Below are 23,236 nucleotides of genomic sequence, written 5' to 3'. Positions count from 1 at the left end.
GTCCTCAGAAACGCCACACGCCCTGGACAAAGGCACGCCGGGGTTGATATACCGGCTGCCCAGGAAAGAAGTTGGACACGTACTCGAGGTGAAGCGGGTCAAACAGGTTCTGGGCAATGAAATACAGATCGAAATAGCGGTTCACCCGCCAGGCGTAGCGGAGGTCAACAGCCGTGTAAGCGGGCACTTCGCCCGTGCCGATGGCGCCAACCCGTCGGGCCGCCACATCGAACTCCTGACCGCGCCCCAGATTCACCGTCATGCGCAGGCTGGCCCAATGCTTTGGCGCGGACTCCTCCAGATTTCGAGCGGTCGCATTGGCGGCGGCATCGGCGCTGCGCCGGACACGGGTATCCATGAGCGTGTAGCTGGCCTGCAGACGCAAGGCGGTGGTAAGGGGCAGATCCGCGCCCACCTCGATCCCTTGGCGCCGCGCGGCAGACCGGCTGCCCCGCTCCAAGTACTGGATCGGCGCGACGAAGGGCGCGACAGGCAGCGGCGAAGTCGGAAAGACCAGTCCGTTGGGGTCCGTCTGCTCGGAGATCAGGCGGTGGTAATCACTGTGGAAAAACACGGCCTCGAAGCTGCCATTGCCCAGGTTCCGCCGATAGCCCAACTCCAGCGTATCCACCCGCTCGGCGCGTCGGCTCCAGCCGTCTCCGGGCCGGGAGGCCAGTACCACCATCGGAAACGGGGATCCTGGCGGCGTCGGCTGGGCACCGAAAAGAATGGTGGCATCACTCTCGCCGATGGAAGGCGTGCGTGCCGCCCGGGACCAGCTCGCCCAGACGCTGTCTTCCATATTGGGTGTCCACATCAGCCGAGCGGTTGGCTGGGGCTCGAAGCGCGACCGGCTGGAATACTCGAAGCGGCCGCCGACCGTCAGCTTCCAGGTCTGGGGAACCAGGGTGATCTCATCCTGTACAAATGCACTGAATACCCGGGACTGTCGTCGCGGTGGGGTGATGCTCAACACCGATGAGGCCGCAACGATTTCCGTCTGCAACATCCGCCCGCCAAGCCCCCACATGATTTCATGGACACCGTAAGGAACCAGGCGATGCTGGAAATCCAGGTCTGCCGTGTTGACCGTACCCTTGCCGTAGGTGCCAACGTTGGCAAACTGATGATCCACATAGGCCTGGAGGGAGGCTTCTCCTCCGGCAAGACCCCAGTTGTAACGCCCCAGCAGGCTGGCGCTCTCGAACACGAAATCGAGGGAGAGCGGGGCTGGCTGACCCGTCAGGGATGTGGCAACGATGTTCTCACCACTCGTTCGGCGGCTGCTGTTGCCCTGCAGCGTCCAGGCGTCCGCCCCGGACCCCGCACCATCCATGCGAAAGCCTGCGAGCCAGCCACGGTTGTAATCCGGCTCGGATGCACCATCCCGGGTCCGCGACCCGCCCAGCTCACTGCCTTTGGCAAAGACGCGCAGGGCTCCGACATCCCCCAGACTGACACCCTGGCGTACCGCCAGGGAGGAATGCCCTCCATCATCCACCGTGGCGGACACCAGGCTTCCAACGGTTGCCGTTGCCTTGCGGGTGATGATGTTGATCACCCCATTCACCGCGTTCGCGCCCCATAGGGAAGCACCGGGGCCACGAATCACCTCGATCCGCTCGACGTCTTCAAGGACTACATCAAGGGCCTCCCAGAACACCCCGGAGAACAAGGGACTGTAAATGCTGCGGCCGTCAATCTGGACAAGCAGCTTGTTGGAGAACCGCCCCTCAACCCCGCGAACCCCCACCGACCATCGCCCGGCCCCGATTTGCGCGACGATCACGCCGGGAACCTCGCGCAGGGCTTCGGGCACGCTGCGGGCGCCACTGCGCCGGATGTCGGCGGCCGACAGCACCGTCACCGCTGCAGGCGTATCCGAGAGCTTCTGCGCCTTGCGGGATACCGCCGTGACATCGAGCCTGACCAGTTCCTCAAGGCTCAGGTCTGCCAGCGATGCGTCTTGGGCACGCGCAGCAAGGCCCCAGCACAGTGCCGGTACGAGGAAGCAGTAGGCAAATCGAATGGTCATGGGGACTCTCAATAGATGACACGCGGGAACACGACATGACCCGCCCAGACTGTTAAATTTCAACACAATCAGGCGGGCTTTTACCTTACACGCAAGGGTTCCGGTGGCAAAGATCGCACACGCACAACGAGAAAGACGTTTCAGCGCCCATCCGCGCGACACCGATCACGCTAGATACCCGGACGTGCGCCTGCCCCGGAGCCCATCGCCCCGCCCGCCATCGGCTACAATCTAAAGATTTTTCGAACCCGGCGGACCCCCGCCCGCGCCCGTCAAGGTAAGCCTCCCGATGACCGCTCCCACCGCCCCGGCCTCCGATGCCACCCCCAGCAATTTCATCCGCAGCATCATTGACGAAGATCGCCGTCTCGGCAAATGGTCCGGGCGGGTTGAAACGCGCTTCCCGCCGGAACCCAATGGCTACCTGCATTACGGTCACGCCAAGAGCATCTGCCTGAACTTCGGTCTCGCGGAAGCCTACGGTGGCGCCTGCCACATGCGCTTCGATGACACCAATCCGACCAAGGAAGAACAGGAATACGTCGATGCCATCATCGAGGCGGTGCAATGGCTCGGTTTCGACTGGGGGGAGCACCTGTACTTTGCGTCGGACTACTTCGACAAGATGTACGCCATGGCCGAACACCTGATCACGGTGGGCAAGGCCTATGTGGATTCCCTCTCTGCGGAAGAAATGCGCGCCTACCGGGGCACCCTGTCGACGCCCGGCACCGACAGCCCCTACCGCAACCGCAGCGTTACCGAGAACCTCGAACTCTTCCAGCGCATGAAGTCGGGCGAATTCCCGGACGGCACCCACATCCTGCGCGCGAAGATCGACATGGCTTCGCCCAACATCAACCTGCGTGACCCGGCCATCTACCGCATCCGCCATGCCACACATCACCGGACCGGGGACCGGTGGTGCGTGTATCCGATGTATACCTTTGCACATCCCATCGAGGATGCCCTCGAGGATGTAACCCATTCCATCTGCACCCTGGAGTTCGAGGATCAACGCCCCTTCTACGACTGGCTGCTGGACAGCCTGGCCGATGGCGGATTTTTCCCCCGCCCGGTTCCGCGCCAGATCGAGTTTGCCCGCCTCAACCTGACTTACGTGGTGCTGTCCAAGCGCAAACTGATCCAGCTGGTGGACGAAAAACACGTGGCCGGCTGGGACGACCCCCGCCTTCCCACCCTCGTCGGCGCCCGCCGCCGCGGCTTCACGCCGGAAGGCTTTCGCCGCTTCGCCGATCGCATCGGCGTATCCAAAGGTGATTCATGGATTGACATGAGCGTCCTTGAGGACTGCATGCGCGAGCATCTCAACGAAGCCGCAGAACGTCGCGTTGCCGTGCTTGATCCGCTCAAACTGATCATCACCAATTACCCCGAGGGCCGCACCGAACGCTGCCACGCCCCCAACCACCCGCTCTTCCCAGAACTGGGCAAGCGCGAGATGCCCTTCGGGCGGGAGCTGTGGATCGAGCGCGAAGATTTCATGGAAACCCCCGTCAAGGGCTACCATCGCCTCTACCCCGGCAACATGGCGAGGCTGCGCTATGGCTACGTGGTCAAATGCACCGGCTGCCAGAAGGATGAAAACGGCAACATCACCGCGGTACTGTGCGAATACATGCCCGACTCCAAATCCGGTACCCCTGGTGCGGACAACTACAAGGTCAAGGGCAACCTGCACTGGGTCGCGGTGGCCCACGCCTATACTGCCGAGGTTCGCCTCTATGACCGCCTCTTCGCCTGCGCCTACCCCGGCGCCAGACGCGAGGGCGATGCCGACGGGGTTGAGCGGGATTTCCTGGAGGACATCAACCGTGACAGTCTGAAGATCATCACCGCACAACTGGAGCCCGCCCTGCGAGCCGCCCGACCTGAAGCACGCTTCCAGTTCGAACGTCATGGCTACTTCGTGGCCGACCGGATCGACTCCAGGGATGGCGCACCGGTGTTCAATCGCACGGTCACGCTGCGCGACACCTGGAAGAAGTAACTGCAACCGGGCCAGGGCGCGTCGGGCTTAAGCTTGTCTCCTTTCTGCCGATTACAAGGGGCAGACAAGTGAAAGCCCTTCTCCGCCTGGACTTCAGGACGAACGCGGCCCTAACCCGACCACCTCTCCAGGCCTTCGTATTGCATGTTGAGCAACCTTTCGATCCGCGTTCGCCTCTTGCTGGCCAGCACCGTGGTCCAGGTTGCAATGCTGACGCTTCTGCTGACCAATAGTGGCCGGCTCATGAACGAGGCCACCACCGCAAGTCTGAACACGCTGATCGCACAGAATGCCGGCATTCTGAACGTGGTAACGGCCACATTCGTACCCCAGGGACGCTACAACGAACTTCAGGACGCCCTCGGCGAACTCCTGAACGAAACCAATGAAGGGCTGATCTACGTCCGTATCGTGGACAGCACCGGCCAGACCCGGGTTCGCGCCGGGTTACCGGAAATGCTCACCCTCCCCCAGCCGGACGATGCCTCGGCACTCAATTTCAGTTCGGGGACGCAGCACAATCTCATCCACATCCGACGCCCTGTCCTCCTCGAACGCAATCAGGTGGGCTATGTGCAGTTCGGCGTCTCCGTATCGGCCCTCAGCCTGGCCAAACAGCGCATCCTCAACCAGGGCATTGCCATCGCCAGTGCGGAAGTGCTCTTGACGCTGCTCCTGCTGGGCGCGGTCGGCTATCTGATGACGCGCAACCTGGGGCGCCTGTTGCGGGGCAGCCAGGCCATTGCCGCCGGGCAGCTATCCCACCGGCTACCCGAACAGGGCAAGGATGAACTGGCCCAGCTTTGCCAGCATTTCAACCGCATGGCCGAGGCGCTTCAGTCACGGATCCATGAACTCGAAACAACCGCCCGCCAGCTCACCATCAGCGAGGAACGCTATGCCCTCGCCACCCGCGCGGCCAACGACGGCCTCTGGGACTGGGACATTGTCAGCGACCGAACCTACTTTGCGCCGCGCTTCATGGAGATCCTGGGCTTGCCCGCGGATTCGTCGCTCGTCACCAGGGAAACGCTCATCGAGCACCTTCACCCGGAGGACCGGGAAGCGTTCCGCCTGCGTCTGCTCGCCCACCTCAAACGCGAATCGGCCCAATTGATGGTCGAGCATCGCATCCTTCACTCGGACGGCTCCTACCGCTGGATTCTGACCTGCGGCATTGCCGTCTTCGATCCGGTCAGCGGCCGGGCCGTCCGGATGGCAGGCTCCATCAGCGACATCCACCTGCGCAAGCGCGCCGAAGATCAACTCATCCACGACGCACTCCATGATGGCCTCACGGGCCTCGCCAATCGGGCCTTGTTTGTCGAGCATCTGCAGAACACCCTGCGCCACGCCGACCGCGTCGAAGGCAGCCTGTTTGCCGTTCTTCACGTCAATATCGAACGCTTCCATGTGGTTAACGACAGCCTCGGCTACTCGGCCGGCGATGATCTGCTGCGCCTTGTGGCATCCCGCATCCGCACCCTGGCCCGTCCCGGCGACGTTGTCGGGCGCATCGGTGGCGACCAGTTCGCAGTGCTTCTCAACGACATCGCCGAGGCGGGAGAGGCCATCCGGTTCTCCGAAAGGCTGCAAACCCACCTGGCCGAGAACGCCGAACTCAACGGCCATGCCCTTTATCCCAAGACACGCATTGGTGTCGCCCTGGGAAGTGGCGGCTTCCACAATGCCGAAGACCTGATGCGTGATGCCGACAACGCCATGCATCGTTCCCGCAGCAGCACCGAAAGCACCATCACCGTATTCCAGTCCGCCATGCACCAGCAGGTGATGCGTGACCTGCAGCTCGAGTCCCTGCTCCGCGCCGCCCTGCGTGAAGAGCAATTGGTCGCCCATTTCCAGCCGATCGTGGATTTGAGTACGGGTCTGACCATCGGCTTCGAAGCCCTGGTCCGCTGGCCCCAGGCAAACACCCGCCAGATCGGCCCCGACGTATTCATCCCCCTCGCCGAATCCCTTGGCCTGGTTCATGACCTGGGGATGCAGATGCTCGACCAGAGCTGCCGGTGCCTCAAGGCATGGCGCGACCATGGTCTCGCCAACGACGAGATCAGCATCAGCGTCAACCTGTCGGCGCGGCAACTGACCCAGCTGGATCTTGCCGATCAGATCGTGGCCTGCATTGAACGACACGACCTGCCTCCTGGCGCCCTGAAGCTGGAGATTACCGAAGGCACCCTGGTCACCCGAAAGGAACTGGCCACCAGCCAGTTGGGCAAGCTCCGCGCCAAGGGCCTCAAGATCCTCATCGATGACTTCGGTACGGGCTACTCCTCCTTGAGCTACCTGCACTCCATTCCCTGCGACACCATCAAGCTCGATGGGTCGTTCATCCGTGAAATCGTGCGCGACACCCGTCTGCGTGCCATTGTCGGAGCAAGCATCCACCTTGCCCATGAACTGGGCATGAGTGTTGTCGCCGAGTGCATCGAAACCAGCGCCCAGGCGGATCTACTGAAGGAACTCAATTGCAATTTCGGGCAGGGCTACCTCTTTTCCCCCGCCATACCCGCAAACAAGGTAGAAGCGTGGCTCACCACCCGCGCCAGCAAGGTTCAACGGAGTCACGCATGAGATCCATCGCCGCGCACCGCCTCCACCTCGGTCTTGTTGCGAGCCTGCTGCTGACCAATGCCCATGCATCCGATGTCCCGTCGCCGTTCAGCCTCTCCGGTTTCGGCACCGTGGGCGCCGTTCGTACCGACAAGGACAACCGGATGTTTCGAAGCAGCACGGAACAAGTCAGCGGTGCCGGCACTGATTTCGACTCTTCAGTGGATTCCGTTCTGGGCGTACAGGCATCCCTCATCCTCAGCAACGCCCTTGATCTGACGGTTCAGTCCGTTGTTCGCAAGGGCGTTGCCGATAGCTATTCACCGCAACTCACCTGGGGTTTCCTGCGTTTTCAGGCCATGCCGGAGATCGTCGTTCGGGCTGGACGCATGCGCACGCCCTTCTTCATGTATTCCGATTCCCTGAACCTCAACTATGCCACGCCCTGGGTACGCCCACCGGTAGAGGTCTACAGCCTGAATCCGTTTGCCGACCTTAACGGTGTTGACGCCCTCTATCGCGCGCCGATCGGCGCCACCGATCTCGAACTTCACGTGTATGGAGGCCAGAGTTCGCTAGACATCCGCAATGGCGGCGGCAAGCTCCAGGCCGTTCGCGGAGTGAAGGCAGCCCTTAGCATATCGAGTCTGACGTTACAGGCGGGTTACGCCCGCTCGAATCTGTCCATACATTGGGGTGACCCGATGTTTACGTCGCTGAACAATCACCTCATAGCCTCGGGAAACGATGCCATCGCACGTGATTTATCTGGAGACGATAGCAAGGGAACCTTCCTCTCGGCCGGCTTCCAGTACGACAGCGACCGCCTTCTGATGATTGGCGAGTATGCGCGCCGCACCGTGGACCGCTACACGGTCAGCGCCGCTGGCTGGTATTTCACCGCGGGCTACCGTTTCAATTCCCTGACCCCATACATGACGGTTGCCAGACAGACCCAAACCGCTCCCGTTACAACCAAACAGAGTGGTATCGCGCCCATTGACAGTCTGCTCAGCCTTTTCAACGCGATGCGCAACAAGTCCCAAGATAGCATGGCGATTGGCGCGCGATGGGATGTCACCCGCAACGTCGCCATCAAGACGCAACTCGAGCGTATTCATCCAGGCCCGGGAGGACTAGGGATATTCGTGAACGACAACTTTCGCGATGTTGTAGATCCTGGCGGCCCGGTCCACGTGTTCAGCATATCCGCTGATTTCGTCTTCTAGAACGATGCGTCCACTCCGCGTCCTCCTGCTCCTAGTGGCACTGCTTGCTTCCAGCCCCATCCGGGCGGAGATACTCATCGTCACCAGCAGCCGCAGCGGCCCTATCGAGTTGACCCGCGACCAGGCCGAAAAGCTGTATCTGGGTCGTAGCTCCACCTTCAGCGACGGCACCCCTGCAAGCCTGGTGGACCTGCCCAACGGTCAGGTCCGTGACGAGTTCTACCTGAAACTGACTGGCAAAAACCCCGCACAAATCCAGGCCTACTGGTCACGCCTCGTCTTCACCGGGCGAGCCCTCCCGCCCAAAGAGGCCCGATCCCTGGCTGAAGCCCGGCAGTGGCTGACTGACACGCCCAACCTGATCGGTTACCTCGACCGAAACGAACCTACCACGGGCATGCGGATTCTTCTGCGCTTGCCCTGACCCCTCAAACCGCCCCTTTCCGGCTGCCGCCGGCACCGTCATCTGCAAACAAGCGTCAGTTCGGCCTTAAGTCGCAGCGAGGAAACATCAGTCGCCCTAGAATCCGTCGCAATGGCACTGATTGCTCCCACTTCGATGACGTCAAACACCAAACACGGCTCCAACCGCTACTCGCCACCTGCATTGCTTACACCCGGGCAAACCCTTCTTTGGTTCCTCGGCGGCATCCTTGCAATGTTTCTCGTTGTCTCGTTGGTCTTCGCGGTGAAGCTGGGCGCCGAAGGCCGACTACCCTTCCTGGGCAAGTCAGCCAGAGCTGAGGCGATCGCCCCCCCCACTGTGCAAAGGGCATCGTCCGCAGCGCCCGAATCCCCGCCCATATCATCCAGCAGCGCTCAGGCGCAGCCCGAGCAGACTGTAACCCCCTCGCTGATCAGGCCCGGCAGCAACGCCACTTTTGTTCCCGGCACTGAGAATATCCTGCCACCCGAGGTTGCACACCTTGCCAGCGACACGTCTTCCAAAGCGGCGAGCGGCCCTCCTGCCTCCGCAGCCACCCCGGAGCCCGGACCGTCCTCCACGCCTGCTGCGCCAACTCCCGCAACACTGGTAGCTTCGACCGCGGCCAATGCCACGCCACCCCGGACACCGACTGAAGACATTCAGCAGCGCATTACGGACTGGGCCTCCGCGTGGCAAAAAAAGGATGTCGATGCCTACCTCAAGCACTACGCAGATGACTTCACCCCTACAGGTGGAATCACCCATACCGACTGGCTTAAGCAGCGCAGGGAAAGACTTGGCCGACCTGATGAAATCACCGTCCAGCTCTCCAACATGAACATCACTACCGACGGCCGCGTCGCAACAGCCCGATTCACCCAGTCCTACAGCGCCCAGGGAAAGACCCTCAAGGAAACCAAGACCCTCGCCCTCGTCCTCCGAGACGGACACTGGCTGATTCGCCAGGAGCGCATCGGACAGTAAGGCGGCCGGAACGAGGTTTGACAGAAATTCGAGCAGCCTATATACTGCCGCGTTTCCTGCAAACCCTTAATCGGAGTACATCCATGTACGCGGTCATAAAAACCGGCGGCAAGCAGTATCGCGTTGTTGCCGGCGAAAAACTCAAAGTAGAACAGATACCGGCAGACGTGGGCTCGCAAATCACCATCGACCAGGTCTTCATGGTCGGCGAAGGCGAGTCGGTCAAGATCGGCACCCCCGTGGTGGCCGGCGCCAGCGTCACGGCAACCGTGGTATCCCACGGCCGTCACGACAAGATCAAGATCTTCAAGATGCGTCGTCGCAAGCACTACCAGAAGCATCAGGGTCACCGTCAGAACTACACCGAGCTTCGCATCGAAGCGATCTCGGCCTAAGGAGAAACCGACATGGCACACAAAAAGGCTGGCGGCAGTTCCCGTAACGGTCGCGACTCAGAAAGCAAACGCCTTGGCGTCAAGCGCTACGGCGGTCAATTCGTCCTCGCCGGCAACATCATCGTTCGCCAGCGCGGCACCGAATACCACCCGGGCGAAAACGTCGGCATCGGCAAGGATCACACCCTGTTCGCGCTGACCGAAGGCACCGTGCAGTTCGCCGTCAAGGGCGCCAACAAGCGCCGGACCGTGAGCATCGTCGCCGCCGCTGAATAAGCGCCGACTGCATGCCTTCAAAGCCCTATCTAGCGATAGGGCTTTTTTCTTTCAGGGCTTCAGTACAAGCCCCAACCGGAAACACCCATGAAATTTTTCGACGAAGCCCGTATTGAAGTCATCGCCGGCGACGGCGGTAACGGCGCCGCCACCTTCCGCCGCGAAAAATACATCCCCATGGGCGGCCCGGACGGCGGTGACGGCGGCCAGGGCGGCGATGTGTACGCCGTTGCCGACCGCAACCTCAACACCCTGATCGACTTCCGCTACAAGCGCACCTTCCTCGCCGAGCGCGGCGAAAATGGCCGCGGCGCAGACTGCTACGGCAAGGGCGGAAACGATATCGAACTGCACATGCCCGTCGGCACCATCATCACCCTACAGGAGACAGGCGAGCTCGTTGCCGACCTGGACGCCGATGGCAAGCGCGTGATGATCGCCCGCGGCGGCCGCGGCGGCCTGGGCAACCTGCACTTCAAGACCAGCACCAACCGCGCGCCCCGCAAGAAAACCATGGGCCAGGAAGGCGAGCGCAAGGCACTCAACCTTGAACTGAAGGTCCTGGCCGACGTCGGCCTGCTGGGCATGCCCAACGCAGGCAAATCCACCTTCATCCGCGCGGTATCGTCAGCCAAGCCGAAGGTGGCCGACTACCCCTTCACCACCCTCGCCCCCAACCTGGGCGTGGTACGCACCTCCGAGAACCGCAGCTTCGTGATTGCCGACATCCCCGGCCTGATCGAGGGCGCCGCCGATGGTGCCGGCCTGGGCCACCAATTCCTGCGCCACCTGCAGCGCACCCACATTCTGCTCCACATCGTCGACATCGCCCCCTTCGACCCCGAGGCCGACCCGGTCCGCGACGCCCACGCCATTGTCGAGGAGCTACGCAAGTACGACGAAGATCTGGTCAGCAAGCGCCGCTGGCTGGTGTTGAACAAGCTTGACCTGATCCCTGATGAGAATGAGCGCAAGGAACGCATCAAGGCCTTCCTGGATGCTTACGGCCCGGTGGAGCGCCACTTTGAAGTTTCCGCCATCAGCCGCGATGGCTGCCAGGGCGTCGTCTTCGCCATTCAGGACATCCTCGACGAAGAAAAGGCCGCCGCCCAGGCCGCCGCTGACGTAGCCGCCGCCGCAGCCCTCGAACTGGCGGCCACATCCGGCACCGAGCCACTCGAAGCAGACTACGACGACGCTGACGACGAATACGAAGAAGAAGACGACGATGAGAACCTCAATCCGTAACGCCCGCCGGCTGGTCGTCAAGGTCGGCAGCGCCCTTGTGACCAACAACGGCGAAGGTCTCGCCCTTGAGGCCCTTGCTGACTGGGCCCGACAGATCGCCGGACTGCGTGCCGAAGGCCGGGAAGTCGTCCTGGTCAGCTCTGGCGCCATCGCCGCCGGCATGCAGCGCCTGGGCTGGAACACCCGCCCCCAGGAAATGCACCACCTTCAAGCCGCCGCCGCAGTCGGCCAGATGGGGCTGGCCCAAGCCTATGAAAGCGTCTTTGCCCAGAACAAGCTCCACACAGCCCAGATCCTGCTGACTCATGCCGACCTGGCCGACCGGACGCGCTACCTCAACGCCCGCTCAACCCTGGTCACCCTGCTGGAACTGGGCGTCGTACCGATCATCAACGAGAACGACACGGTCGTCACCGACGAGATCAAGTTCGGCGACAACGACACCCTCGGCGCGCTGGTGGCCAATCTGATCGATGCCGATGCCCTGATCATCCTCACCGACCAGCAGGGGCTCTATACGGCAGACCCGCGAAAGGATCCGGGCGCGAGCCTGATCAGCGAGGACCGCGCCGAAAATATCGCCCTGGAAGCGATGGCAGGTGGCGCTGGCAGCGGCATCAGCAAGGGCGGCATGATCACCAAGGTCCGCGCGGCGCAACGCGCCGCACGCAGCGGCGCCCACACCTGCATTGCCAGCGGCCGCGAAGTGGATGCACTGCTACGGGTCGCTGCCGGCAACGACATCGGCACGCTGCTGTACGCCACCAGCACCCCCCTGGCTGCGCGCAAGCAATGGCTGGCCGACCACCTCCAGCTCGCCGGAAGCCTGACCCTCGACCAGGGCGCCATCGAAGCCCTGGAGTCCGGAAAAAGCCTGCTCCCCATTGGCGTCACCGCCGTGGAAGGCGACTTCACCCGGGGCTCCGTGGTGGCCTGCCGCAATACGGATGGCCGCGAAGTCGCCCGCGGCCTGGTCAATTACGCCAGCAACGATGCCCGCCGGATCGCCCGCAAGCCCTCAACCGAGATCGAGAGCATTCTCGGCTTTGTCGAAGAGCCGGAGTTGATTCACCGGGATAATCTGATCAGGATAGGCTGAACCCAGCACACTGCAAATGAAATGGCCACCCTCGGGTGGCCATTTCATTTGCAGATTCGAACGCTGCCATACTCCATTCCGGCAACAGGAAAAACCATCTCCATACCAACACATCCCGGCGAAGCCCATGAAAAACGGGCACCCGAAGGTGCCCGTCAATTTCTAATTCAGACGAAGTCTGGATTAGAAGGTGTGACGCAGGCCCAGGGACAGACCCTGAACGGTGCCACCAACAGCGTTGGCACCGCCCGGCAGGGTGCCGGTGTTGATGCCAGCGGCGTTGATGCCGAAGTCGTAGGCAGCGCCCTTGTCGTTGTTGATCATGGCGTAGGTGGCCTTCAGCATGGTGCGCTTGGACAGGCTGTGCTCGACGCCCAGTTCGAACAGCTTGGCACCGGTGTCGTTGGCGCTGGAGCCGTTGACCTTCAGGTCACGAGCAACATACACCTGACCCAGCAGCTTGGAAGCCGGGGTCACGTTGAAAGTGGCGCCCAGACCATAGACGGCTTGGGTAACCTTGTTGCCGCCGAAGTTGTCAGCACGGGCCAGATCGAAGATGGCGCGCAGGGAAGCGGCGCCCATGTTGAAGCTACCACCAACGCGCAGGTCGCTAACCTTCAGGTCAGCAGCGTTGCCGACGGACACGGCGTTGTAGGTCACAGCAGCCATGGCCGGGCCGTTGGCGTACTTCAGGCCGACGTCGTAGCCGGTGGTGTTGGCAGCGGCCAGGCCGTTCAGAGCCTTGTTCTCGTTGGCCACGTAAGCGACGGTGGCGTTCAGGCCAGCGAAGCTCGGGGACACGTAGGCAATGGCGTTCTTCCAGCGGGTGTCGAAGATCGAGGTGCAGGTGGAGGAACGACCGCAGGTGGAGCCGCCGCCATAGGAACCGTTGGCGTCGGTGGTGCCGATCAGGTTGTTGCCCAGCTTGCCCAGCAGGGCAGCGTTGGCGCCAATGCCGGTGGCGCCAGCGTTGACATCAACAGCACCGCCCAGAGCGCGGGTCGGGCCGGTCAGGTTACCCAGAACCACGGTACCGAAGCCGCCGGCCAGACCGACGTAGCTGTCACGGTTGGCGCCCAGGGCACCGGCGTTGTCGAAACCAACAGCGGTTTCAAACTGGAACACGGCGGTCAGGCCGTTGCCCAGGGCTTCAGCACCCTTGAAACCAAGCAAAGAAGAGTTGGTGGAAACACGGGTGGTGTTGCCGAGTTCGTTGTTGGCATCGCCAGAGATCTTGACGACGTCGAAGGAAGCGTCAGCCACACCGTAAACGGTCACGTTGGCTTGAGCGAAGGCACCGGTGGAAGCCAGGCCGGCGACGGCCAGAGCGATCAGTTTCTTTTGCATATGTTTCTCCTCTTGATTGAAGACTGGCACGCACCGCTTTCACGGGGCCGACCAATTTCACCTCTCTAACGAGAAGTTGGCCTGCATTGTGGGTGCGAGGCAAAGGGTGAGGCAAGGACAGCGTTGTTTTTTGGACGCGACGACCGGATGAAGTGTTGCAATTTCGCGACAAGAACAAAAGCACTTGCCACAGACCCCCAACACCGCCCTCCAAAAAAGCAAAAAAGCCAGCCCGCAGGCTGGCCTCAGCGACGGGGCTCTGCTTACTTCTGTGCCAGCACCCAGGCGACGAGGGTCTTGGCTTCCGCAGCGCTGACCTGCGGGTTGGGGGGCATCGGGATCTGGCCCCAGGCGCCGACACCGCCCTTGACGACCTTCTCGGCAAGCTTGGCTTCAGCGGTCTTGTCGCCCTTGTACTTGGCGGCGACATCCTTGTATGCCGGGCCGACAAGCTTCTTGTCCACGGCGTGACAAGCCAGGCAGTTCTTGGCTTTGGCCAGATCGGCGCCTGCGTCGGCGAAGGCGGCGGTGGAGCCCATCAGGCCGACGACGGCAGCAACAGCAACGAGTTTCTTCATTGTGATCCTCTCGGGTTGTGTGGCGAAAAAATATCAGGGAAGTCTAAACTTCCCCCGCAGGTTTGCCAATTCTCATGAGCTCCTCTTCAAGTGCCGTCCACGTGGCATAAGGTCGCAAGCACTCAACGCCGGAGCACAACCAGGCGTTGACCTCGCCACTGGCGGGTTTGTCGAGTACCGGAGGCAAACCTTGGATGCCCTCGGGCAGGACCAGCCCGATGACGGAAGGCAAATACAGGCTGGCGAGCTGTTTCGCCCACCACATGGCCTTCTCCTCCGGCCCCCGAAGGATCAGCACGGCAGGTGGCTGCAAACGCTCTGCGAGGGCCAGCGCCAAGCTGGCATGCCCTGCAGGAGACTGATGAAGGGCCGTCACGAAGGCCTGAAGGGTTCTTTCGGCCGCATCCAGGTAACGCGTTTCACCGGTGAGATGCCCGAGGCGGCCAAGAACCTGGGCGGCAACCCCATTTCCGGAAGGCATGGCGCCGTCGTGTGCGCTGCGCGGCCGATGGATCAGCGCCTCATGATCGTGACGGGTGAAGAAGAAACCGCCCCGCCCCCGGTCCTCGAAGTCATCCAACAGGGCGTCGGCCAGATCCTCTGCAAAAGCGAGATCTCCAGGCCGAAAACGGGTCTGCATGAGCTCGATGAGCGCGGAGATGAGCAGCGCGTGGTCATCCAGGTAGGCATTCAAATGGGCCTTGCCGGCCCGTGCCGTCGCGAGAAGCCGCCCATCGACCCACAATGTGTCGCAAATGGCATCAACTGCCGCGAACGCGGCGGCGAGCCAGTCGGATCGGCCGAAGACCCGGGCGCCCCGGGCAAGCCCCTTGATCATCAGGGCATTCCAGCTCACCAGCAGCTTGTCGTCACGGGCGGGCGGAACGCGCAAGGCCCGGCGATCACGGAGTGTCTTTCGGGCCTCATCCAGCAGTGCCCGAGCCTCCACCTCGCCGATGCCAAGATCTTCGGCAATCCGCTCGAGGGGCTCAGCCACATGGAGGTGCCAGTGCTCGCCCTCGAAGTTGGGGCGGCGCGCCAAGCCATAGTGGCGGGCCACAATGGAGAATCGGGTTTCATCCAGCAGAGCCCTGACTTCGGCCCTGTCCCAAATGTAGTAACGGCCCTCCTCCCCCTCAGAGTCGGCATCGAGCGAGGAAGCAAAACCGCCCCCTTCCAGGCACATCTCACGCAACACCCACTCGGCGGTCTGCTCAGCCACCCTCGCGAACAGGGGTTCCCCGGTCATCTGCCAGGCATCGGCATACAAGGCCAGTAGCGGACCGTTGTCATAGAGCATCTTTTCAAAATGCGGAATATTCCAGCGATCATCAACGCTGTAACGGGCAAATCCGCCCCCCAGGTGGTCGAAGATGCCCCCTTCGGCCATGTGGCGCAGGGTCGTGAGCACCATATCGCGGGCCGCTTCGTCTCCCCTCGCCGCATGGTGGCGCAACAGGAACTCCAGCTCCACCGGATGAGGAAACTTTGGCGCGCTACCAAAGCCGCCGTTTTCCCGGTCAAATGTGGAGAAGAGCGTATCGCGCAAAGCGTCCAGCGGCGCCGGAGAGAAATCGGCAGAGTGGGCGCGCACACCCCCGTCATGGCGCGCCAACGCCGCCACCACCCCGTGGCTCTGCTCGACAATGGCTGCTCGCTGGGTTCGAAACGCCTCATCGATACGCGTCAGCACCTCCGGAAAGCCGGGCAGACGGTGGCGGGACTCTCTTGGAAAATAGGTCCCGCTGAAAAACGGCACCCCATCCGGCGTCAGGAAGATGGTCAGCGGCCAGCCCCCATTGCGCCGGGCCAGCATCTGATGGGCCGACTGGTAGATCTGGTCAAGATCCGGTCGCTCCTCCCGGTCCACCTTGATGTTGATGAAGAGCTGATTCATCCGAGCGGCAACCGCCTCGTCCTCAAAGGACTCGTGGGCCATCACATGACACCAGTGACAGGCAGAATAGCCGATGGACAAGAGGATCGGCTTGTCCCGCCTGCGTGCCTCATCAAGCGCTTCCTGGCCCCACGGCCACCAGTCCACGGGGTTGTCGGCGTGCTGCAGCAAATAGGGTGAGGTTTGGTGCTGAAGTCGGTTCGGCATGAGGGCTCCAGTTGAAAAGTGGACCTTGGGTTCAGGCCTCGTTACATCCGGGTTTCACCCATGTTTGCTCCCCCGCCTCCGGATTCAGAAGGCGATGGCGACGGCAAACTGAAGCCGGACCCGGTGATCACTCTGACCATAGGCAAGATCGACGGCTATCGGCCCTGCCGGACTGCGCCAGCGGGGACCGAACCCGTAACCGAGATTCATCTTGAACAGTTCCCGCTCGTCGTTCGCGTTGCCAGCGTCGACAAATGCGGCAACGCCCCAGTTGCCCTCGTACCAATGGACGTATTCCGCACTGGTCACTGCCAGATAGCGTCCGCCCACCGTCGCGCTTCCTTCGGTCACACCGAGGCTCTGGTAGGCGTAGCCACGCACGGACTGGGCACCGCCAGTACGAAACAGAAAGTCCTGGGGAACACCGTCGCGGGACGTCGCCAACGTCATCCCGCCCTCCGCCCGGAGAATCAGTACATCCCGCTCTGCGACGGGAAAGAAGTGCTGGTAGCGCCCGTAGAGACGCACAAAATTGCGGTCCGACAGGAAAGCCCGGGACGCACCGCCAAGCTGGAAATTCACCACCTGCCCACGCCGGGGATCGAGAATGTTGTCCACCGCCCGATAGGTCCATGACCAGTTGGCAGTGAGCGCAGAACGGCTTGACCGGAGGCTTCCCTCGGGGGTCAGGATTTCATGCTGGAAATTGAGAGCCAGACGGTTTTCCATACTGCCCCGTGGAATCGTCCGGACCACCCCAATCGACTGGCGCTGGGTCTGCAAACCGGAGATGTTGGTGTGCTCCGCAAGCACGCCAAAGCTATCGAGGTGCCCGGACAGGGATGGCGGCAAGAACACGTCTGCGTAGCCAAGTTGGCGACGCTGCTCGACCCGAACACCGCTCACCAGGGTCCAGGGCTGGCCCATGAAGTGCGCGTCCCGATAACTGGTTTCCACCCGATAGCCGGTGTTACTGCTGATGCCGCTACCAAAACCGATGCGCCTGGGCTTGGCCTCAATGACCGTAACGCGCACCGGCACCGCCTCTGGCGTGGGTGTGCTGCGATCAATATCGACGACCACCGAAGCAAAATAACTGGTGTTCTGCAGGGCCGTCTGGAAACGCAGAAGCCGCTCCTGGCTGTAGAGCTCCCCACGCTCGGGCGGGCGATAGCGTTCCACGAGGCTTTCCTCGTAATCGGAAAGCCCGCTGACCTCCATGGGGCCGAAGCGAAACACAGGGCCACTGTCCATTTCGACCTTGAGCTCAGCACTGGCCGTATCTGGGTTGATCACCGCCTGGCTCTCCACAATGCTGGCGGCAGCGTATTCGCGGGTGGAGAGGGCATCGAGCAGCCGCTGTTTGGCGGCATCCCAATCCGCCTGCCGGAAAGGCTGACCCGCCTGGAGCCCCCACGAGCTGCGCAGCTCGGCCAGGCGCGCCGGCCGATCCCCCTCAACTCCGGCCAGATCGCCGGTAAAGCGCAGATCGACGGAAGAGATATGTGTGCGCGCCCCCGGTGTCACAACAACGAGAAGACGCCCATTCTCAAGATCCCTCCGCTCGATGGTCGGTGAAAAATAGCCTTCGGTGGCGAGCATTTCCCGGATCTCCTTGCGTGCACGCCGCATGAGGGCAATACGGCCGCCGGCATCGAGCAACTGATCCGGCGCAAGCTCAAGAAAATCAAGATGTTTTTCGAGCAGGGGACGCAAAGCGTCAGGCACCTGGAGTTCGACAGCCGCGTCTGCCGCATGGGCCGACGCACCTCCGGACAAGGCAAGGCATACACACAGCAGACGGAGGAAAATGAAAAGGCGCGACACCGTTTGATTCTAACAGCCGGACAGTGACCATCGGGACCGGCCTTCTTCAAGGCCTTCACGCCACGCTGCGCCGTGGCCGCAAGCCACTGACGAAGGAGATTGTGGCGATCAATGCGCCGGTCAAGCCTCCCCAAGTTGCAGCAAGCTGGTATTTCCGCCCGTTGCCGCCACGTTCACGCTGACACAGCGCTCGACGATCAGGCGGGAGATCCTCTCGAGATAGGCAGATGGACCAATTAACAACAACTACCTAATGACGATTTTTCAATTGACAATGCAATTATTCTCAATAATTCAAAAAGATGGCCTTTAATGATTGATCCTCAAATCCAAGCTAACAATTGGATTAAGAACAAATAGAGAGAACCATAAAGAGAACTTATTATTCTTAAACAAAACAGTAGTTAAAAGTAAATAGAAAATAAACTTTATGGAGCTATTTAAAATGGTATGCCTGTATTACTTGAAAATATTGGTGAAACTGTAGATTCATTTTATGACTTTGTCCTCCAAAGGAAACTAATTAAAAGTGGTGCCTCTTATCGTATCAAGGCTGGGGATAGAGAATTGGATTATGACTAAAAATTCAGATTTTATATGACTACTAAATTAGCCAGACCTCATTATTCTCCGTAAATTTGTGTCATGGTCACTTTGTTGAACTTCCAAGTTACATTATAAGGTTTGGATGATCAAATGCTTAATATTGTTGTCAAGAAATAATAACCAATTAAAGAATAACAAAAACAAAGAAATATAAAATAGTTTGCCGAAAATAAGAGAAAACAAAAGTAAACTGAAGATTTAATTTTGAAGCTTTTGGGATCAGCTGGAAGTAATTTGCTGGACGATGAAAAGCTTATCGATACATTGAAAAATTCTCAAAAAGAAGCTTAATAAATTGCTTAGAAAATGGAAAAACTTGAATTCTTCAGGACTCAATTTAACAATATTAGAAATTTCTATAAAGATGTCTCAAAAAGAGTTTCAAATTTGTATTTCATTACTCTTGATCTTGCCAACATTTAACCAACTTATCAATGGTCTCTTTAGTTTTATATCAACTTGTTCGAAAGAGCCATTTAGAAATCAATACCTGGAAAATAAAACAGATGCAAAAATATCATCGATAAATTCCAAAGTTTGTTTTATGAGTCACTTTGTCGAAGTTTATTGTAAAAAGATAAATTAATATTCTCTTTGTTAATTTGCATCAAAATTTTAACTGCATAAAAGAAAATAAATTCAAATTAAGTAAGATTTATGATGGTTGGAGGTACTTGGATTGAAGCTCCTGAGCCAATTCCTGCATAACTAGATTGGGTATCAAGTAAAATTTGGTTTACATTATGTGAGCTTCAAAAAACTGTAGATGGATTTGGAAACATAGTTTAAAGTTTTAAAAAGAATGGCAGAGAATGGACTCATATTTATAACAGTTCTAATCCATTTACTTAAAAATGGCCTGGATAATGGAATTAAGTTTCTTTATTTAAAAGACTTATCATCACCAGAGTTATTCGACCCGACAAATTCTCACAATCGCTCCAAATTTTGATCAGCAAATAAATAGGCAGTTAATTTATCGAGCCTCCACCTTTCAACCTACAACAAGCATATGATGACTCAACTTGCCATACTCCTTTAATCTTTATCTTAAGTCCCGGTGCTGATCCTCGTATTTAAATTACGAACTTGGCAGAAAAAGTTGGATTTAAAGATAGTCTTTCCAGCTTGTCATTGGGTCAAGGTCAAGGATAACTTGCAGAAAGAGCTATCAAATTAGCAATGGACGAAGGTAGATGGGTTCTTCTACAAAATTGTCATTTGGCTCCTTCATTTATGCCTCAATTGTAAATTATCTTATAAAATGATTAACATTCAAACCCTAACTTCAGAATTTGGTTAACTAGTATGCCATCAAATGTGTTCCCAGTCACTATCCTAATGAAAGGTATTAAAATGACTTATGAACCTCCAAGAGGGTTAAAAAATAACTTGCTAAGATCTTTTGGCACTCAAAATGCAGTAACTTTCTAATAATGCTAAAAGCCAAAGGAGTGGAAAAAAATGTTCTTAGGTCTTTCTTTCTTCCATGCTTTAATTTTAGAAAGGAGAAAGTTTGGTCCTTTAGGTTGGAATATTCCTTATTAATTCACAGCTGCTGACTTCGCTATATCTCAATCTCAATTAAAAATGTTTTTAAATGCTTATGAATTAATTCCCTATGAAGCACTCAATTATATGGCAGCCTAAGCTAACTATGGTGGCAGAGTCACAGATCCCATGGATAGAAGATTAATTAAAATTATACTAAAGAGATTTTATAGTCCACATATAATGGATAATGGATTTAAAATGACCTCAGATGGAATTTACAAAATCTTAGACTAACCTAACTTTGAACTTGCTATGGATTATATTAAAAATTTACCAATCAATGATGGAACTTAAGTATTTGGCCTTCATCCAAATGCCGAAATTTCATCAGCCATTATTTAAACTGATTTCATTTGCTCGACGGTTTTAGCTCTACTTCCTAGAAACGTTGGTGGTGGAGGTGCTTCAACTGAATAAATTATTAAAGGAAAAATCAAATAGATTTTAGCTAAAATACCCAAACCATTCGATATCATTGAAGCTTCAAAGAAGCATCCAGTTAAATATGAGGAGTCTATGAATACTGTCCTACAGCAATAATTATTCAGATTCAATAAGCTACTTAATACTGTAAAGTCAACTTTGGTCAACGTTGATAAGGCTATCGATGGTTTCGTGGTCATGAGTCACGATCTCTAACTAGTGTTCAATAGTATATTTGATAATAAAGTGCCTGATGCTTGGCATAAAGCTGCCTATCCCAGCTTGAAACCGTTGGGTAGTTGGGTTAATGACTTTGTTTAGAGACTGAAATTTATGCAAAAATGGATTGATTAGGGTGCTCCTCCTAACTTCTGGATTTCTGGGTTCTTCTTTACTCAATCATTCTTGACAGGTGTCCTTCAAAACTATGCCAGAAAGTACAAGAAACCAATTGATACCCTTCAATTTGAATTTTCGGTTATTGGAAAAGGTGCCAAACATTTCGATGTAAGTCATTCACCAAAAGATGGTTGCTACATCCATGGTCTATTTTTAGATGGGGCAAGATGGGACGAATAGTTGTAATGCTTAAATTAGTCACATAATAAAGTCCTTTATTCAAAGGTTCCTTACATTTGGCTAAAGCCCACAGACACAAAAGCTGAAATAACATAGAATTAATATTATATAAGTCCAGTATACAAAACTTCAATCAGAAGAGGTGTCTTATCAACGACAGGCCATTCAACAAACTATGTTTTAAGTATCGATTTGCCCATATAGAAATCAACAAATTCAGATCACTGGGTGCAAAGAGGTGTTGCAATGCTCACTCAGCTTAATGATTGAAATGTTTTAACTTATTAATATTAATTCTTTTATATATCGCATATTATAAATTAACTTACGAATAGAACTATCTGATAAAGGATAAATATACTGAAGATATAATATATAAAAATTGATTATTATTTGTTAAATAAATACTCAAATTTCTCCTTTCAATAAAGATACAAATCCAAACAACCAATTATCTCTTGAGTGCACATTCGAATAATTGATAACAGGAATCCCAAATTCTATTTTTTATATTTTGTTCTTTTTATGCATTTTCAAAACCAGATACTTCCTGTCAATGATCTCAAATCTTGTCCATAATTATTTAATGGAATTCAATTAAAATGTACATTAATTTGATATCTTTTCAATTCCCTCTCTATACGATTATCTGTAGTCAGGGTAGGAATCATACAAAGGATTGGGGGATGATGTTGGCGACTATTTGCCAGATCGTTTTTTGAGGGTTTGGCTCTGTGATATGGGCAAGTAGGTGACTCTATATGATTTTAAGTTAAAGTTGTCAATTCGCACGTATCTTTTTTCCCAGTTTCTTAGATGCTTGGATTTTTTCATGATGGTGCCATCGACAGAGTAATTAAATGTAACATGCTGGGAATCATGTGATTTCAATCCATTGGTCAGCATATGCGAAGTAACAGCCAACGTATCTAATTTGAGTACCTGGCATATCTGGGGTTCTCTTAATAGTTTTCGGGTAATGATGCTGGAGAATATAGTATAAATCGACTAATAGCATTCGCACATGTAAATTATTATTCCTTTTATTTCCCATCCGAATTGATGTTCATATTGTCCACGAAACTACTCCGAGGGTCGTAAGTATGCCTCCCATTTTTAGCAGCCATCCCATCCACTTATTTTGATACATGAGCTTTATAGCTTTCTCTGCTTTTGCTAATATCATCAGCTGTGTGTAGGTAAGTGAGTTTAATTTAAGGACGGTTAAATTAGCTGTATATTAGTTTAATTTTATTTATATGCGAGTACGATATATGGTAACTATTGTTTATTATTATTTACAGTTAATTTATTTAATATTTACATTTTGTATAATCGAAATTTTGCTGATTCAGCCTGAACAAACATGTCGATATTATCCTTTATATTTTATTCTGCCCATTTTTGCTATTCGATGATAATTTGTTACTATTTCGCAGATTCATCAGATTTATCATATTTTTACCTTATGTTTATTACTGGATAGGCTCGATTGAGATGTTTGCATGCTTCAATGGGGATGGAGAGAATTTGTACATTATTGATGGGCTATTTTAACTGTCTTTATTGTTGTACATACTGCTCATACTATTATTTTTACTATTCATACTATTTTTCTTTATTGACTCCTATTCGCCTTCGTTTAGCAAATTTTTAGCATTTTTTATGTTATTTGTCACTATCTATGTTGGGCGTAGTTGTTTCAGTCTTGGCTATTACTTCTATTTTTATAGCTAATCAAACACTTAATCAGGCTTTTGAATTCGGTATCCCTTCTGTTTTTGAAGGGCTTATGCTTATTTTTATAATTTTGAAGGAGATTTTATTTATCTCTTTTTTTATTACCATTTCTATTTTGAATTTTTTATTATCGGAATACCATTTTTAACTTATTCTGTTTTCGGATGATTTTTTAATTTATTTATTGCTTATGAGTTTCT

General features: G+C 55.7%; 14 protein-coding genes. 9 read left to right on the top strand and 5 right to left on the bottom strand.

The window, feature by feature from the left end; genetic code table 11:
- Nucleotides 1-4: 4 nt before the first annotated feature.
- Nucleotides 5-2,035, bottom strand: coding sequence for a TonB-dependent receptor (locus J0L98_RS08550; protein WP_296411256.1), 2,031 nt, complete (start codon nucleotides 2,033-2,035; stop codon nucleotides 5-7).
- A 289-nt stretch (nucleotides 2,036-2,324) separates the two neighbouring features.
- Between J0L98_RS08550 and J0L98_RS08545 the strand changes: the two genes are divergently transcribed.
- The 9 genes from J0L98_RS08545 (at nucleotide 2,325) to proB (ending at nucleotide 12,278) form a co-directional block, all read left to right on the top strand.
- Complete coding sequence (locus J0L98_RS08545; protein WP_296411255.1) at nucleotides 2,325-4,046, top strand: glutamine--tRNA ligase/YqeY domain fusion protein; 1,722 nt, start codon at nucleotides 2,325-2,327, stop codon at nucleotides 4,044-4,046.
- A gap of 144 nt (nucleotides 4,047-4,190) precedes the next feature.
- Nucleotides 4,191-6,641 carry an EAL domain-containing protein gene (locus J0L98_RS08540; RefSeq protein ID WP_296411254.1) on the top strand — a complete coding sequence of 817 codons (2,451 nt, stop codon included), beginning with the start codon at nucleotides 4,191-4,193 and terminating at the stop codon, nucleotides 6,639-6,641.
- Entirely contained in the window at nucleotides 6,638-7,849 is a 1,212-nt protein-coding gene (locus J0L98_RS08535; protein ID WP_296411252.1) for a hypothetical protein, read from the top strand. The genes J0L98_RS08540 and J0L98_RS08535 overlap by 4 nt, the downstream gene beginning before the upstream one ends.
- A gap of 4 nt (nucleotides 7,850-7,853) precedes the next feature.
- Nucleotides 7,854-8,273, top strand: a complete 420-nt coding sequence (locus J0L98_RS08530) for a hypothetical protein (protein WP_296411250.1) — start codon at nucleotides 7,854-7,856, stop codon at nucleotides 8,271-8,273.
- A gap of 111 nt (nucleotides 8,274-8,384) precedes the next feature.
- Complete coding sequence (locus tag J0L98_RS08525; protein WP_296411249.1) at nucleotides 8,385-9,260, top strand: DUF4440 domain-containing protein; 876 nt, start codon at nucleotides 8,385-8,387, stop codon at nucleotides 9,258-9,260.
- Between the two features lie 83 nt (nucleotides 9,261-9,343).
- Entirely contained in the window at nucleotides 9,344-9,655 is a 312-nt protein-coding gene (gene rplU / locus J0L98_RS08520) for a 50S ribosomal protein L21 (RefSeq protein ID WP_296401799.1), read from the top strand.
- 12 nt (nucleotides 9,656-9,667) lie between these two features.
- Nucleotides 9,668-9,931 carry a 50S ribosomal protein L27 gene (rpmA, locus tag J0L98_RS08515; RefSeq protein ID WP_296401798.1) on the top strand — a complete coding sequence of 88 codons (264 nt, stop codon included), beginning with the start codon at nucleotides 9,668-9,670 and terminating at the stop codon, nucleotides 9,929-9,931.
- A gap of 87 nt (nucleotides 9,932-10,018) precedes the next feature.
- Nucleotides 10,019-11,179, top strand: a complete 1,161-nt coding sequence (gene obgE, locus J0L98_RS08510; protein ID WP_296411248.1) for a GTPase ObgE — start codon at nucleotides 10,019-10,021, stop codon at nucleotides 11,177-11,179.
- The gene (gene proB / locus J0L98_RS08505) at nucleotides 11,160-12,278 is read left to right on the top strand and encodes a glutamate 5-kinase (protein ID WP_296411247.1); all 1,119 of its coding nucleotides are present in this window, start codon (nucleotides 11,160-11,162) and stop codon (nucleotides 12,276-12,278) included. The genes obgE and proB overlap by 20 nt, the downstream gene beginning before the upstream one ends.
- A 183-nt stretch (nucleotides 12,279-12,461) precedes the next feature.
- Here proB and J0L98_RS08500 read toward each other — a convergent pair whose 3' ends face one another.
- The 4 genes from J0L98_RS08500 to J0L98_RS08485 form a co-directional block, all read right to left on the bottom strand.
- On the bottom strand, nucleotides 12,462-13,625 hold the full coding sequence (locus J0L98_RS08500; protein ID WP_296411246.1) for a porin: 1,164 nt from the start codon (nucleotides 13,623-13,625) through the stop codon (nucleotides 12,462-12,464).
- Between the two features lie 263 nt (nucleotides 13,626-13,888).
- Nucleotides 13,889-14,203, bottom strand: coding sequence for a c-type cytochrome (locus J0L98_RS08495; RefSeq protein WP_296411245.1), 315 nt, complete (start codon nucleotides 14,201-14,203; stop codon nucleotides 13,889-13,891).
- A gap of 43 nt (nucleotides 14,204-14,246) precedes the next feature.
- Nucleotides 14,247-16,307, bottom strand: a complete 2,061-nt coding sequence (locus J0L98_RS08490; RefSeq protein ID WP_296411244.1) for a thioredoxin domain-containing protein — start codon at nucleotides 16,305-16,307, stop codon at nucleotides 14,247-14,249.
- An 84-nt stretch (nucleotides 16,308-16,391) separates the two neighbouring features.
- Nucleotides 16,392-18,134 carry an autotransporter assembly complex family protein gene (locus tag J0L98_RS08485; RefSeq protein ID WP_296411243.1) on the bottom strand — a complete coding sequence of 581 codons (1,743 nt, stop codon included), beginning with the start codon at nucleotides 18,132-18,134 and terminating at the stop codon, nucleotides 16,392-16,394.
- Nucleotides 18,135-23,236 lie beyond the last annotated feature (5,102 nt).

This window comes from Zoogloea sp. (assembly GCF_017302315.1).
Lineage (GTDB): Bacteria > Pseudomonadota > Gammaproteobacteria > Burkholderiales > Rhodocyclaceae > Zoogloea.
This window is presented reverse-complemented; position numbering and strand designations above follow the sequence as displayed.

Coding starts and splice junctions, on each gene's coding strand:
- J0L98_RS08550 (WP_296411256.1), bottom strand. CDS start 2,035: ATGACCATTCGATTTGCCTACTGCTTCCTCGTACCGGCACTGTGCTGG.
- J0L98_RS08545 (WP_296411255.1), top strand. CDS start 2,325: ATGACCGCTCCCACCGCCCCGGCCTCCGATGCCACCCCCAGCAATTTC.
- J0L98_RS08540 (WP_296411254.1), top strand. CDS start 4,191: ATGTTGAGCAACCTTTCGATCCGCGTTCGCCTCTTGCTGGCCAGCACC.
- J0L98_RS08535 (WP_296411252.1), top strand. CDS start 6,638: ATGAGATCCATCGCCGCGCACCGCCTCCACCTCGGTCTTGTTGCGAGC.
- J0L98_RS08530 (WP_296411250.1), top strand. CDS start 7,854: ATGCGTCCACTCCGCGTCCTCCTGCTCCTAGTGGCACTGCTTGCTTCC.
- J0L98_RS08525 (WP_296411249.1), top strand. CDS start 8,385: ATGGCACTGATTGCTCCCACTTCGATGACGTCAAACACCAAACACGGC.
- rplU (WP_296401799.1), top strand. CDS start 9,344: ATGTACGCGGTCATAAAAACCGGCGGCAAGCAGTATCGCGTTGTTGCC.
- rpmA (WP_296401798.1), top strand. CDS start 9,668: ATGGCACACAAAAAGGCTGGCGGCAGTTCCCGTAACGGTCGCGACTCA.
- obgE (WP_296411248.1), top strand. CDS start 10,019: ATGAAATTTTTCGACGAAGCCCGTATTGAAGTCATCGCCGGCGACGGC.
- proB (WP_296411247.1), top strand. CDS start 11,160: ATGAGAACCTCAATCCGTAACGCCCGCCGGCTGGTCGTCAAGGTCGGC.
- J0L98_RS08500 (WP_296411246.1), bottom strand. CDS start 13,625: ATGCAAAAGAAACTGATCGCTCTGGCCGTCGCCGGCCTGGCTTCCACC.
- J0L98_RS08495 (WP_296411245.1), bottom strand. CDS start 14,203: ATGAAGAAACTCGTTGCTGTTGCTGCCGTCGTCGGCCTGATGGGCTCC.
- J0L98_RS08490 (WP_296411244.1), bottom strand. CDS start 16,307: ATGCCGAACCGACTTCAGCACCAAACCTCACCCTATTTGCTGCAGCAC.